The 13,619-nt window shown below is 42.2% G+C and carries 11 protein-coding genes and 1 pseudogene; 9 read left to right on the top strand and 3 right to left on the bottom strand.

The window, feature by feature from the left end:
- Positions 1-62 precede the first annotated feature (62 nt).
- Positions 63-1,634 (top strand): MBL fold metallo-hydrolase, encoded by a 1,572-nt coding sequence (locus tag BUB66_RS04520; protein ID WP_073255315.1) that lies wholly within the window; start codon positions 63-65, stop codon positions 1,632-1,634.
- A gap of 100 nt (positions 1,635-1,734) precedes the next feature.
- Here BUB66_RS04520 and mntA read toward each other — a convergent pair whose 3' ends face one another.
- The gene (gene mntA / locus BUB66_RS04515) at positions 1,735-1,965 is read right to left on the bottom strand and encodes a type VII toxin-antitoxin system MntA family adenylyltransferase antitoxin (protein WP_198409356.1); all 231 of its coding nucleotides are present in this window, start codon (positions 1,963-1,965) and stop codon (positions 1,735-1,737) included.
- A gap of 192 nt (positions 1,966-2,157) precedes the next feature.
- Here mntA and BUB66_RS12705 point away from each other — a divergent pair.
- From BUB66_RS12705 to BUB66_RS04490, 6 genes and pseudogenes are all read left to right on the top strand, one after another.
- Positions 2,158-2,415, top strand: a pseudogene (locus BUB66_RS12705) (SWIM zinc finger family protein); the annotation flags it as partial.
- A gap of 174 nt (positions 2,416-2,589) precedes the next feature.
- The gene (locus BUB66_RS04510) at positions 2,590-4,017 is read left to right on the top strand and encodes an SNF2 helicase associated domain-containing protein (RefSeq protein WP_425291866.1); all 1,428 of its coding nucleotides are present in this window, start codon (positions 2,590-2,592) and stop codon (positions 4,015-4,017) included.
- 117 nt (positions 4,018-4,134) lie between these two features.
- Positions 4,135-4,935, top strand: a complete 801-nt coding sequence (gene zupT, locus BUB66_RS04505; RefSeq protein ID WP_073255309.1) for a zinc transporter ZupT — start codon at positions 4,135-4,137, stop codon at positions 4,933-4,935.
- Positions 4,936-5,075: 140 nt separating this feature from the next.
- Positions 5,076-6,902: a phosphoenolpyruvate hydrolase family protein gene (locus BUB66_RS04500; protein WP_073255306.1), complete on the top strand. Its 1,827-nt coding sequence runs from the start codon at positions 5,076-5,078 to the stop codon at positions 6,900-6,902.
- Positions 6,903-7,042: 140 nt separating this feature from the next.
- On the top strand, positions 7,043-8,266 hold the full coding sequence (locus BUB66_RS04495; protein WP_073255303.1) for a Tm-1-like ATP-binding domain-containing protein: 1,224 nt from the start codon (positions 7,043-7,045) through the stop codon (positions 8,264-8,266).
- A complete protein-coding gene (locus BUB66_RS04490; protein WP_073255300.1) occupies positions 8,266-9,093 on the top strand; it encodes a phosphoenolpyruvate hydrolase family protein in 828 nt (275 codons plus the stop codon). The genes BUB66_RS04495 and BUB66_RS04490 overlap by 1 nt, the downstream gene beginning before the upstream one ends.
- A gap of 169 nt (positions 9,094-9,262) precedes the next feature.
- Here BUB66_RS04490 and vapC read toward each other — a convergent pair whose 3' ends face one another.
- Positions 9,263-9,673 (bottom strand): type II toxin-antitoxin system VapC family toxin, encoded by a 411-nt coding sequence (gene vapC / locus BUB66_RS04485; RefSeq protein ID WP_073255297.1) that lies wholly within the window; start codon positions 9,671-9,673, stop codon positions 9,263-9,265.
- Complete coding sequence (locus BUB66_RS04480; RefSeq protein ID WP_073255294.1) at positions 9,663-9,869, bottom strand: type II toxin-antitoxin system VapB family antitoxin; 207 nt, start codon at positions 9,867-9,869, stop codon at positions 9,663-9,665. Before BUB66_RS04480 ends, vapC begins: the two co-directional genes overlap by 11 nt.
- Before the next feature lie 313 nt (positions 9,870-10,182).
- On the opposite strand from BUB66_RS04480, the gene BUB66_RS04475 reads away from it, so the two are divergent.
- Complete coding sequence (locus BUB66_RS04475; RefSeq protein WP_073255291.1) at positions 10,183-12,300, top strand: PRD domain-containing protein; 2,118 nt, start codon at positions 10,183-10,185, stop codon at positions 12,298-12,300.
- Between the two features lie 41 nt (positions 12,301-12,341).
- Positions 12,342-13,616, top strand: a complete 1,275-nt coding sequence (locus BUB66_RS04470) for a PTS ascorbate transporter subunit IIC (protein WP_073255288.1) — start codon at positions 12,342-12,344, stop codon at positions 13,614-13,616.
- Positions 13,617-13,619 lie beyond the last annotated feature (3 nt).

The raw sequence follows: 13,619 nt of genomic DNA, 5'->3' as shown, positions 1-13,619 counted from the left end.
GCAAAGCGGTGTAAAACGCACCGTTGAAATATAGATCAAAAAGAAAGAATCGGGGTGATGGAATGTCCTTAAAAATTACCTTTTACGATGGTGTGGGCTGCATCGGGGGCAATAAGATCCTTCTGGAAGATGAAGAAAACGCTATTTTTCTGGACTTCGGCACCAACTTCAAAGCAGAGGGCATGTTCTTCGACGAATTTTTAGGCCCGAGGAGCGGCTTTGGATTTTACGACCTTCTCGCCCTGGACATTCTGCCGCCGCTGGAAGGCCTATACAGAACCGACCTCGAATATCCCGGCGTGTGGGAAAGATATTCTTCCCATCCGCGGTATCGAAAGACCGAAGTCCAGGGAATCTTCCTTTCCCACGCCCACTACGACCACTGCGGGCACCTTTCGTACGTCCGCGAGGACGTCCCGGTGATAACGAGCCTTACCGCCGCCGTTATTTGCAAAGCGTTGCAGGATACGGGAGGCGGAAACCGCCTGCAGGAGATATGCTACATAAATCCGCGGGAATACAAGGACGGCCTTTTGCAGACAGGCCATTACAAGTCCACAGCTTTCAAACAGAGGCGGTATAAAATCCTTGGAAAAGATTTTATTCCTGAGAGCGCCTGTACTTTTTGGGAAAATTACGACCACTCGAGGAAACTGGAGTGCTGCAAACTGGAAGCTGGAGGGAGCGAAGCAAAAATAGGTGATTTTACGGTAAGGATTTGGCCGGTGGACCATTCCATCCCCGGCGCAAGCGCTTTTGGCATAAAGACTTCTGAAGGGTGGATAATATACACCGGCGACCTCAGGCTCCACGGGAAGAATGCGGCGTTGACCAGGCGTTTTTTCGAAGAGGCGGCAAAGCTCGAGCCCATCGCCCTTATATGCGAGGGAACGCACCCCGAAACGAAAAAGCCCGTCACCGAAGGAGAGGTTGCTGCAAACTGCTTTGACGTGGTTTCAAAAGCAGGAGGGCTTGTTGTGGCGGATTTCGGCCCGAGGAACGTCGAGCGCCTGCTTTCGTTCCTCGAGATAGCCGGGAAGACGGGAAGGCAGCTGGTTCTTACTGCCAAGGACGTATACCTACTCGAGGCTTTGAAAGCGGCGGAAGAGGATGGGGTGCCCGACCCGCACGCTGACGGCAGGATAAGGATGTATGTAAAGCCGAAATCCCGCATGGACAAATGGGAAGCGGCCCTCCTCGAAAGGATGGCTCTTAATAAGACCGTTACGGCGGAGGACATAAAAAAAGACCCGGGAAGTTACATACTTTGTTTTTCATACTACGACTTTCACGCATTTTTGGACATACAGCCGGATGGCGGAACATACATATATTCTTCCAGCGAGGCCTTCGACGAAGAGATGCTGATAGACCACCAGCGGGTGAGGAACTGGATAGACTACTTCGGATTTGAGCTTTACGGGACATTGGGCCGGGACAGGGAAAGGTCGGGTTTTCACGCCAGCGGCCACATTCACGGTCCTGGGATAGAGGAGATGGTGGAGACCATAAAGCCGAAGGTTCTCATTCCCGTGCACGCCGAAGAAATGGAATTTTTCTCTTCTTTCGACAGCATCTGCAAAGTTACTTGGCCTGAAAAGGGAAAGACAATAGCGGTGCGTGCTAATTCTTGAAGGAAGCTGAGCTAGCGTTTTCAACTTTGACAAGCAGTCTTCTATTACCTTTATTTTATCAAGGGTCTTTTTGATGTCAATTTCATGCATATCTTTTTTTTCAGTCCTTCCATTCTATCGGCGCTTTGTTTAAGTTTACAATGTCGATGTCATCGCGTCCAAAGATCTGGCTTATATCGGATTCTATTTTGAGTTCTTCAGAAAGCGAAGGATTGTTTCTAAACAGCATCGCAAGGTCTATGTCGCTTGTGGGACGTTCTTTTTCCGTTCCGAAGGACCCGAATATGTATAAAGCTATTATATTTTTATTGCACCTTGCGTAATTTACCACTTTTTCTATTTGCTCTTTTATTCAGTGAAGGACCCTTTCCACTAAAATCACCACAGGCTTCGTTTTATTTATATTATACCAGACCCCTCTGGTAAATTAAACAAATTTTCTATAAAATACTTAGTCAATTTACAAACCTCTTAAAAACTGTTATCATGCAAATGAAAAGTAAATTCACCTGGAGGAAGTTCTATGGAAATAGCAAATTTGGATTATATTTTAAGCAACATACCGCCCGATGTAGTAAGTAGAGGCCTTGCGTATTATGAACTCGGGGCTGTGAAAAGTGTGGTCTTCCACGAAAACACATTTAAAGCTATTGTGAAGGGCACTCATTACTATGAGGTTTTGTTGAAGTTCAGAGGCAATACTTTGACGGCATACGGATGCACCTGCCCGTATGTAAGACAGTACAATAGTATGTGCAAACACGTGGTCGCAGCGCTCTTATATATTCATAAAAACAAGGGCGACCTTAAAAGGCCCTGGGCCATAAAAAGAAAAGATGTGGAGGCGGAAGTATTAAGCGAGCTTTTTTCGAAATCTGGCGAAAAAAAGCAGCCGGTGAAGGTAGAGTATATCTTTGAATTTTTCCCGCACGGCGGGTACGATTTTATTTCCAGGATGCATATGAAGATTGGGATAGACCGCATGTACATACTGAGGGAAGTAAAAAGGTTTTTTGACGCAATAGAGAGCGGACGCACCTTTGAATTTGGGAAGAAGTTTACGTTCAATCCCATGCTTCACGGTTTTTCCGAAGAAGATGAAAATGTATTTTCCATTTTAAAGGAGATCTATGAAATAGAAAAGAAAATGTACTGGCAATCTCCCAAGGTGTTTTTTAACGAACGATACGTGAACCTGACATACGGCTACCTGAAAAAGATAGCTGCGGCGCTAGGCCAAAGAAAATTTCGCATGACATTGCCGCATATAGAGATAGTAAGTTTCGAAACTCGAGAAAGGCCTTTTTCGGTGGCGGTGGGAAAGGAAGGGGATGGGATTTCGGTTAAGGCGACCGGAGATATCGGCCTTCCCCTTGATAGGGATTGTAGACTTGTATACAAAGATAAGAAAATCTACGTGCTCGATACGGATGACCCTGCCTTTCCCATTGTAAAGGGGATATTTCTAAAATACGGCGAGGAGCTCAGGTTTGAGGGCGAAAATCATAGGAAATTCATATCCCTGATTGACCAGTTCGAAAATGATAATTTTTTGGAAATATCTCCGGATTTAAAAGATGCCGTGGTGAAAAAGCCTCTGAAATTGAGCATAAAAATAGAAGGATACAAAAATGGAATTGCCGCGGATGTTAAGTTCGTCTACGGAGAGAAAATAATAGATCCCTTTGCAGAAGCCGTAGATGATTTAATTTTAAGGGACTACGAAAAAGAGGATTACGTCCTGAAGCTTTTCAGGGACAGCGGTTTTGAGCTAGATAGGGGAAGGCTTGTCCTCATCGATGAAGAAAAGCTATATACTTTCATCAAGGATGTAGCGCATCGCCTTGCCGGGATGGGTGAGGTTTACTACTCTTCCGACGTGAAACACCTTTTTTCGACGAAAGCTCCGAAAATAAGGACATCTGTCAGGTCACTTGCGGGCAATCTCCTTGAGATAAGGATGGATATGGAGGGCATCGACGAGAAGACCGCGGAGGAGATATTGCGGGCGATAAAGGAGAAGAAAAAGTACTTCAGGTTGAAAGACGGCTCTGATTTCAACAGCGGAAAGGGGCAGGCCTTCCTGCTTTCGCTCAAAGCTGGCGGAGTCGGCCTTAACCTTACTTCGGCAGATACAGTGATTCACTTTGACCCGTGGTGGAATCCCGCTGTGGAGGAACAGGCTGCCGATAGGGCATACAGAATAGGGCAGGAGAATAACGTGCAGGTCTTCAGGTTTATAACCCGGGGAACCATCGAGGAAAAGATAGACGAGCTCCAGAAAAGAAAAAAGGACCTCATAAGCTCCATAGTATCGGAAGGTGAGGTATTCATAAACGCACTTTCGAAGGATGAGATAATGGAGCTCTTCAGGGTGGGGTGATTTCGACCAGCAACAGGCCTTACAAGAAACCAAAATGGTGGTGCCGTCATATAATATAACATCTAGTCATCTACCTGAATTTGATCGAAGGTATATCAATCAAAAAGGGTGAAGATAATGAACAACGTTATAAGGGCTTTTTTATTGACTCTTTTTGCGGGGTTGAGCACTGGAATAGGAAGTGCCATAGCATTCTATGCCAAAAAGACCAACACGAAATTTCTGTCGGTTAGCCTAGGTCTTTCGGCGGGCGTTATGGTATACGTTTCTTTTGTTGAATTACTGTCAAAATCAATGGAAATTTTAAGTAATGCTTTGGGGGCAAAATTGGGCTCTTTTCTCAGTATCATTTCCTTTTTTGCCGGAGTTTTTCTCATAGCACTCATCGATAAACTTGTTCCCAGTGAGGGAAACCCCCACGAAATGCAGCGGGTGGAGAAAATAAGAGAAAGCGGGGAAGTAGAAGGAAAACTTCTGAGGACCGGATTTTTGACAGCAGTCGCGGTGGCAGTGCACAACTTTCCGGAAGGATTTGCGGCTTTCGCATCTGCCTTGCAGGAAGTATCCATCGCCATACCTGTCGTCGTTGCTATAGCCATTCACAATATACCTGAGGGCATAGCGGTATCGGTGCCGATTTTCTACGCCACCGGGGACAAGAAAAAGGCCTTCCTCTATTCCTTCCTTTCGGGCCTTTCGGAACCCCTTGGCGCCGCGATATTTTATCTGATACTGTTTCCCTTCGTGAACGACCTTGTTATAGGAGTGATATTTGCATGCATCGCGGGGATAATGGTTTTTATTTCCATTGATGAGCTTCTCCCCTCGGCCCGCGAATACGGTGAGCACCACCTTTCGGTTTACGGCTTCGTAACCGGTATGGCCGTCATGGCCTTTAGTTTATTGGCGTTTGTGTAAAATATTTATAGTTTTTTTGGTATTATGTCTATTTTTTATCTTTTTATCTTTTTCGTAAATTCATTAATCAGGGAAGGAAGGAATTTTCGTTTAAATATAGAAGTTTTTATAAAAAACTTCTTTTAAGAGGTGTCCTTGGATTGGCGGATTTAAGGGATAGAAATATTATAAATAAAAAGTTATGGAAGGTTGTCGAACAAGGCAGGCTAATTATTGGAGCGGGAGTTGGAAGTGGGTTTGCCGCTAAGTACGCTGAAGAAGGCGGGGCCGATCTTTTGTTCTTGTTTAATTCCGGAAGATTCCGTATGGCAGGAGTTCCCTCCCTTGCTGGATACCTTCCTTACGCCAATGCCAATGATATGGTAATTAGTTTTGGCGTGAGCGAAATTATACCCAAGGTAAAAAACGTTCCCGTTATTGCAGGACTTTGCGCCACAGATCCCAAATATTCGCATGAAGAACTTTTAGAAAAAATAAAAAATTACGGCTTCAGCGGGGTCGTAAATTATCCAACGCTTTCTATAATTGATGGAAATTTCAGATTAGTAGCAGAAGAGCAGGGACTGGGGTTTGAAAACGAGGTAAATTTGATAAAGCTTGCTGCACAAATGGGTATATTTACCGTGGCTTTTGTGCAAACGGAAATTGAAGCGGAAGAAATGCTGGAAGCTGGAGCCGATGTTATATGCGTGCATTTCGGATTTACAAGCGGCGGAGAAGGAAACATAAAAACCTTCATGCCCTTAGAAGATGCCGTAAATCTATACTGCAGAGTTTATAAAAAAATAGCGGCAAGAGAAAGCGACAAAATCTTAATGGTTTACGGTGGACCTTTGGGTTACCCCGAAAGTATAAGGGATTTTTTAAAAGGAATAAAGGCAAGGGGGACAAAGGTTCATGGTTATATCGGTGGTTCGGCAATAGACAGCAATTACGTGAGGGAAACCATTTCTAGCTTAACCCATCTTTTAAAGGGAATTAGTCAAAAGGAAATTACGAGATTGGGAAACCTTGTGGGCAGCTCACAGGCAATGCAAAATATCTACGAGATTATAAAGAAGGTGGCGCCGAGTGACATTACGGTGCTTGTAACCGGAGAAAGCGGCACTGGTAAAGAGTTGGTGGCGGAAGCTATACATGAGTTAAGCTTTAGAAGGGATAAACCTCTTATAAAAATAAATTGCGCGAGCCTTCCCGAAAACTTACTTGAAAGCGAGCTTTTCGGTCACGAAGCCGGTGCCTTTACGGGTGCGATTAAAAAACAAACGGGCAAATTTGAACTTGCAAACAGAGGAACTCTTGTTTTGGATGAAATAGGCGAAATCCCTTTAAGCCTTCAGGCTAAACTTTTAAGGGCGATAGAAAATCAAGAGTTTTACAGGGTAGGAGGAGAAAAGCTGATAAAGGTTAACGTGAGAATAATAGCTTGTACAAACAAAGATTTATCTGAAATGGTAAGGGAAGGCAAGTTTCGCGAAGATTTATTCTGGAGATTAAATGTTATAAATATAAATATGCCTCCTTTGAGGATGCATTTAGAAGACTTACCGGAAATTGTTGAAGAGATAGTAAAGCGCTACTGCCAAAAAAACGGCATACCGGTTCCCAAAATAGATCCAAAGCTTATTAAAAATCTTAAAAAGTATAGTTGGCCCGGAAATGTAAGGGAATTAGAAAATTTCATCCATGCATTGCTTGTCTTTTCTAATGAAAAAATGCTTACGTTTGGCGATAGGGCAGCAAATCTTTTAAGGGAAAAACTAATGTGGCGAAATGACCGTGAAAATTTTGACGAAAATAAAGTTTCAAAGCACTGTAATGGGGATGAAAGTAGGAAATTAATCGAGGTCTTAAGACAGTGCAATTTCAATAAGACAAGGGCAGCACAAATGCTTGGAATTAGCAGGCGCACGCTATATAACAGATTAAAAAAAATGGGTTACGATAATGCCTCGTTTGACCTGTAACTTTAAGGTTTACAAGTTGCACAGTATATTGTGAAATTACATTCACAATAATTAATCAATAGCACGTAAAAATCGAATAAATTTACTGGCACAAACCTTGCAACCTCCTGAAAGCAGACTATTTTCGGGAGGTGATTTTTTTGAGTAAAGTCGTGGCAATACTTGGAACCCTTGATACAAAGGGTGCGGAATTCAAGTACCTGAAAGAAAAGGTAGAAGAATTCGGGTGCAAGACGATTGTCATCGATGCCGGAATTTTGGATCCCCCTTATTTCGAGCCTGACATTAAACGCGATGAAGTTGCAGTGGCAGCAGGAGTGGATCTAAATTCCCTTCTTGAAAAAAGGGATAGAGGAGAATCCGTGACGGCAATGGCAACGGGAGCCTCTATCATAGTGAAGAGACTGTATGACGAGGGGAAAATAGACGGTATTGTATCCTTAGGAGGTTCTGCAGGTACATCCATAGCTACGGCTGCTATGAAAAAGCTCCCCGCGGGTTTTCCAAAGGTAATGGTTTCCACCCTTGCTTCCGGCGATACAAGACCCTACGTAGGAACTAAAGACATTACGATGATGTATTCGATTGTTGATGTTTCGGGTTTAAACAGGCTTTCAAAACAAATTATTGCAAATGCAGCTGGAGCGATTTGCGGAATGGTGAATGCGAAGTTGCAAACCGAAAACGAAAAACCGGTGATAGGTGCTACTATGTTTGGTGTAACTACGCCCTGCGTTACAAGGGTGAGGGAAATCCTTGAACAAAACGGCTACGAGGTTTTAGTATTCCATGCAACCGGGACGGGCGGACAAGCAATGGAAAGTTTAATTGAGGATGGAATAATTACAGCGGTTGCGGATATTACTACCACCGAGTGGGTAGACGAGCTTTGCGGCGGCGTACTCTCGGCGGGACCTCACAGATTGGAAGCTGCAGCAAAAAAGGGAATACCTCAAGTTGTATGCCCGGGAGCTCTTGACATGTGTAATTTCGGTCCGATAGATACGGTTCCCGAGAGCTATAAAAACAGAAAGCTTTATAAACACAATCCCACGGTAACCCTGATACGAACAACTCCTGAAGAATCAAAAAAGTTGGGAGAAATTATTGGTAAAAAGGTAAGCCAAGCGAAAGGCCCAACAGCAGTTATCATTCCCAAAAAGGGAGTTTCTGCGATTGATGCAGCAGGTAAGCCCTTTTACGATCCCGATGCTGATAAGGCTCTTTTTGAAGCATTGAAAGAGAATGTAAAACCGCCTGTGGAATTAATAGAGCTTGATTTACATATTAACGACCCCGAATATGCGGAGTTTGTTGCAAATAAATTATTAGAATTAATAAAAAAATGGGAGGGAAATAAATAATGATTACAAGAAAAGAAGCATTAGAAAGATTAAGAAAGCAGGTAGCCGAAGGAAAGCCTATAATTGGTGCAGGTGCTGGGACGGGGATATCTGCAAAGTGTGCCGAAGCGGGAGGAGTGGATTTAATTATAATATATAACTCTGGAAGGTATAGAATGGCAGGCAGGGGTTCTTTGGCAGGACTATTGCCATATGGAGATGCAAACGCTATAGTCATGGAAATGGGTAGGGAAGTGCTACCGATAGTAAAAAATACTCCCGTGCTTGCAGGAGTCTGCGGTACGGATCCTTTTAGAGTTATGAAGATTTTCTTAAGAGAGATAAAGGAAGCTGGTTTTACGGGAGTTCAAAACTTCCCCACAGTAGGTCTTTTTGATGGGAAATTCAGGCAAAACCTTGAAGAAACAGGTATGGGATACGATCTGGAAGTTGAGATGATAGCTATGGCCCACGAAATGGACCTGTTAACCTGCCCATACGTATTTACTCCGGAAGATGCGGAAAAGATGACAAAAGCTGGTGCGGATGTCATTGTTGCCCACATGGGACTTACTACAAGCGGCACCATAGGGGCAAAGACGGCCATTACCCTTGATGAATCCGTTGAAAGAATACAGGAAATTTGCGATGCTGCGAAAGCCATCAATCCTGACGTCATAGTTTTATGTCACGGAGGCCCGATAGCTGAACCCGAAGATGCACAGTACGTGCTTTCCAAAACCAAAAACGTTGTGGGATTTTTCGGAGCATCTTCTATGGAAAGGCTGCCGGCCGAAAGGGCGATTACGGAACAGGTAAGAAAATTCAAGTCCATCAATTGGAAATAACGAGGGAGCTTATTTTGAGCTCCCTTTTTTTAGGTTCCCCGGAGAATTTGTAATTATAAATTAAGTTCGATATTGATGAAAGCGTACTTTCGATTGGAACCACATTACTTGCCGCTTTTGCTGTGAATTGGCTGAAAGATCACCGTAGGGGGCTGATGTGCGAAGGTTTCTAATCGAGGAAATTTAGTGTTTTCAAATTACCTTCGACTTCTCTTATCATCTCATAATGCCTGTCCTGATGTACCAAAACACAATCGTATATTAAAGCCCATGTGCTAATTAAAACATCGGTCAGGGGTATATTAAACCCCTTTCGCCGGAGGGTAAAGTTCAGATTGGCGGTTTTTTCCCATACCTCGGGTTCCTTGCCCAAAACGGTTAGCGAATCAAGCTCCTCTTTAAGTTCGATAAACTGTTTTTCATTTACAGCACCGGATAAAATCTCGACTTTGATAATCGGAGCGATGACAACCCTTTCCTCCAACAATGCCCTTTTCATCCATTGTTGTATTTTTACGTCACCGTTTCTTTTCAAGCTTTCTATCCATATAGAAGTATCGACGAGATATTTATCTCTCATCCTTGCGCATTTCCTCCAAATCAGATTTGTCTAAAGTAAGTTCGGTATTGCCAATGCGGTTTGCTAGCCTCTCTAATTTACACCGGCGAACGAAATCCTCAAGAGCTTTATTTACAGCTTCGGTCATCTTGTTGGTCCCCAACAACCGCATAGCTTCTTCCAGCAGTTTTCTGTTGACATACAATGTGGTTTTCATTTATCATCACCTCTCGACATATATTATACCATAAAAAAGATGTCTTAATAACTGTGAACTTAGTTGGGAATCTAGAAAGGTCGCCCTGATTTCGGTGAGAAAGCTTTGGGAAGTATACGATTGCGGCAGGGATTTTGAAAAGGCGAAGGAGTTTGCCGGGCGAATGAATCGCGAGTTTGAGGAATATGGAATGGGAGCTTATATGCTCCCTTTTTATATTTAGTGCATACATTGCCACAAATGTATTGCAAAAGGTTGAGCTTTTAAGATGAATATTGTTGAAATAAAATAAAAATTGAAGAGGTGATTTGCTATTCCTCTCAATGAAAGATCTATTAAGATTCTCAAAAAACTTATAAACTCAAAAAGGCCGCTTAAAATAGCGGAACTTGCCGGAATGTTTCAGGTCAGCAAAAGGACTGTAAGGTATGATTTAGATGCGATCGATAATTTTTTAAAGGATAACAATTTGCCACAATTATTGCGAAAGCCGAATGTAGGAGTGAAATTTAGCCCAGCGTTGGAGGATGAAAAGAGACTTTTTTCTCTCTTAAATCAATCCAATTTTGCAGATTACGTCCTGTCCCAAAAGGAGAGAATTAATTTTATAATAAGTGAGCTCATACAGCAGAAAGATTATATCAATATAAATCAGCTTGCGGACATGCTCAAGGTTTCAAGGAGTACTGTTTTAAAGGACCTGAAAAAAGTAAGGAATTGGCTGAGCAGTCACGGCCTGGAACTAGTAGCACTGCCGAGGCGTGGGTTGAAGATAATAGGAGAGGAAAAACAACTGAGGCGAGCAGCAATCGAACTTTTAACGGAAACCGTCGATATATACAGGTTTTTAGAAGTGTTCAAAGAGAGCTTGTACTTTTCAAGAGAAGAGCTGTTCGATGGATATGGGGCAAAGCTTTTTAAAGATATAGACATAAAGTATATAGAAGAATGCTTGAAAGTTGCGGAAAGGGAACTGAACATAGTTTTTTCTGATGCTGCTTTTTCGGGGTTTGTGGTTCATATCGCAATGGCTATAAAGAGGATAAAATTGGGCAAGGACATAGTCATGCCGCAGGAGGAGCTGGAGTCATTAAAAATAACAAAGGAATTTGCGGTAGCTTCGAATATAGCAAAAATGCTGGAAGAATATTATAATGTTTCGATTCCAATTGAAGAGATTGGATATATAGCCGTTCACTTGCTTGGAAGTACGACAACAAAGACAAAAAATATACAAGACGAAAATTGGATGGAATATCAAATTTTGGTTCACCAAATTATTTCACTCGTAAGCAGTAATTTGAGTATAGATTTGTCTAAGGATAAGCAATTATTTGATGGCTTATTAGAGCACTTGAGACCCACAGTTTACAGGTTGAGGCACGACCTTGGGATAAAAAATCCCATACTGGACGAAATTAAGTTAAATTATAAAGAGCTTTTCGAGATTGTAAAAATATCGTTAAAGCCTTTAGAAGTCTACACCCAGAAAAGCGTACCCGACGAAGAAGTAGGTTATTTTGTGCTACATTTCGGTGCAGCTTTGGAAAGGCTAAAAAGTAAGGATATCGCAAAACCTAAAATTTTGGTAGTCTGCGGGACAGGAATAGGCACGGCAAAGCTTTTGTCGTCGAGATTGCAATCTATATTCGATATAGACATTGTCGATGCTGTCTCCTACAGACAGGCAAAGGAAGTTATAAAAGAAAAAAAGGTAGATTTGATAGTGTCAAGTATTCCTGTGCGAGAAGAAGATGTAAATGTCAGGGCGGTAGTTGTGAATCCTTTGCTAAAAGAAAGGGATATCCGACGGCTGGAAAATTATATTACTAGAGTCAAGCGGAAATACGATGAAGCAAATAAAGTTGAAGAAATAATTAAGGCAGTTGAAAAATACGCGGATATAAGGGAAAGAGAAAAACTAAAAGAAGAATTAATGAAATTCTTTGAAATACCGAGTATTCACAATTGCGAGAGAGGAGATGTTCAGCCTGTGTTAAAAGACGTCTTGGTAGAAGACACAATTGTGCTAAACGTAGAAGCAAAAGATTGGGAAGAGGCTATTAGGATAGGAGGTGAGCTTCTTGTAGAAAAAGGGTTTGCCACGCAAAATTATATTGAAGCAATGATTAATAATGTAAAAAAGACTGGGCCTTACATCGTAATTGCTCCGGGCATAGCTATGCCTCATGCAAGGCCAGAAGAAGGGGCAAAAGAAATTGGCATGAGTCTTATTACTTTAAAAAATCCGGTTAATTTTGGAAACAAAGAAAACGATCCAGTAAAGATAGTAGTCTGCCTTTGTGCTGTCGACCATTCGTCTCATTTGAAAGCATTATCAGAACTGGTGCAGCTTTTGGGAGATAAAGAAAAAGTAAAAAAGATATTGGAGGCTAAGGAGGCTAAAGAAATTATAAGCTTAATGAGTTAAGGATGATATTAAAAAAATAAATATATAGGGGGTAGAGTTTAATGGCATTTATAGATTTTTTAGTTAAAAATATTTTTAACCAGGTATCAGTTTTAATAGGCCTTGTAACCTTAATCGGACTTCTCTTGCAAAAGAAAAGCTTTGAAGAAACAATTTCTGGCACTATAAAGGCGATGGTAGGTATATTGATAATGATAGCGGGGACGGATGTATTCATAGCTGGACTTAATTCTTTTCAAACGATAGTATCTTCAGCATTTAGAATTGCACCGCCCGTTGCTAACAACACTTTGCAGGACTTCACGAGTAAATTCGGAAGCACTGCGGTTTCTATAATGGCACTAGGATTTTTAATCCACCTTATAGTAGTGAGATTGTTTAATACAAGGTTTGTCTATCTTACTGGACATTTGATGTGGTGGATTTCTCTTGTAATCACTGCCAGCTTACTTGAAGCATTTCCAGGCATAGGTCAGGGAACTTTAATACTTGTAGGTGCGATTTTGATAGCTCTATACTTTACCCTGCAGCCAGTTTACGTACACAAATACATGAGAAAAGTGACCAATAGCGACGAGATAGGATACGGCCATACTTCTTCTATTGCGGCCTATTTAGCAGGACGTTTTGGGCACATTTTCGGAAAACCTGAACAGAGTACGGAAAAAATAAAAATACCGAAGAAAATTGAATTTATGAAGGATATAACAGTTGGAACCGCGTTCATAATTACTATTATAATGTTAGTTGCGAGCTTCTTTGCAGAAAAAGCTGTGGTTGCAAAGCAGGCCGGGGACCTAAACTTTGTAGTGTGGTCCGTGATACAGGGCTTTAGATTTGCAGCGGGGATAACGATTTTACTCTACGGTGTGAGATTATTCCTTGCGGAAATTGTACCCGCTTTTAGGGGTATTTCCCAAAAGCTCATCCCAGGCGGAAAACCAGCCTTGGACGTTCCCGTAGTATTTCCCTACGCGCCAACGGCTGTTTTGATAGGATTTATCAGTTCTACGGTTGTGTTCTTGATCTTTATGATTATATTCGGTATTGCTGGTTTTGCTACAATCGTCCCATCTATGATAATGCTGTTTTTCCCGGCTGCAGGTGCTGCAGTTTTTGGAAATGCGGTTGGAGGCTGGAAGGGAGCAGTATTAGGAGGTGCGATAAACGGCCTGTTTTTAGCTTTCGGCCAAGCGTTGACCTGGCCGATGCTCAGCAATACAGCACCAGAGCTAGCGGTTCTCGCAGATCCCGACTGGTATATAATTACATGGTTGATAATAGGAGCTGGTAAATTGATAGGTTCTATTTTCTAACAT

Source organism: Caldanaerovirga acetigignens, from assembly GCF_900142995.1.
Lineage (GTDB): Bacteria > Bacillota > Thermosediminibacteria > Thermosediminibacterales > Thermosediminibacteraceae > Fervidicola > Fervidicola acetigignens.
Note: the sequence above shows the minus strand (reverse complement) of the source record. Positions and strands in the feature narration are given on the sequence as shown.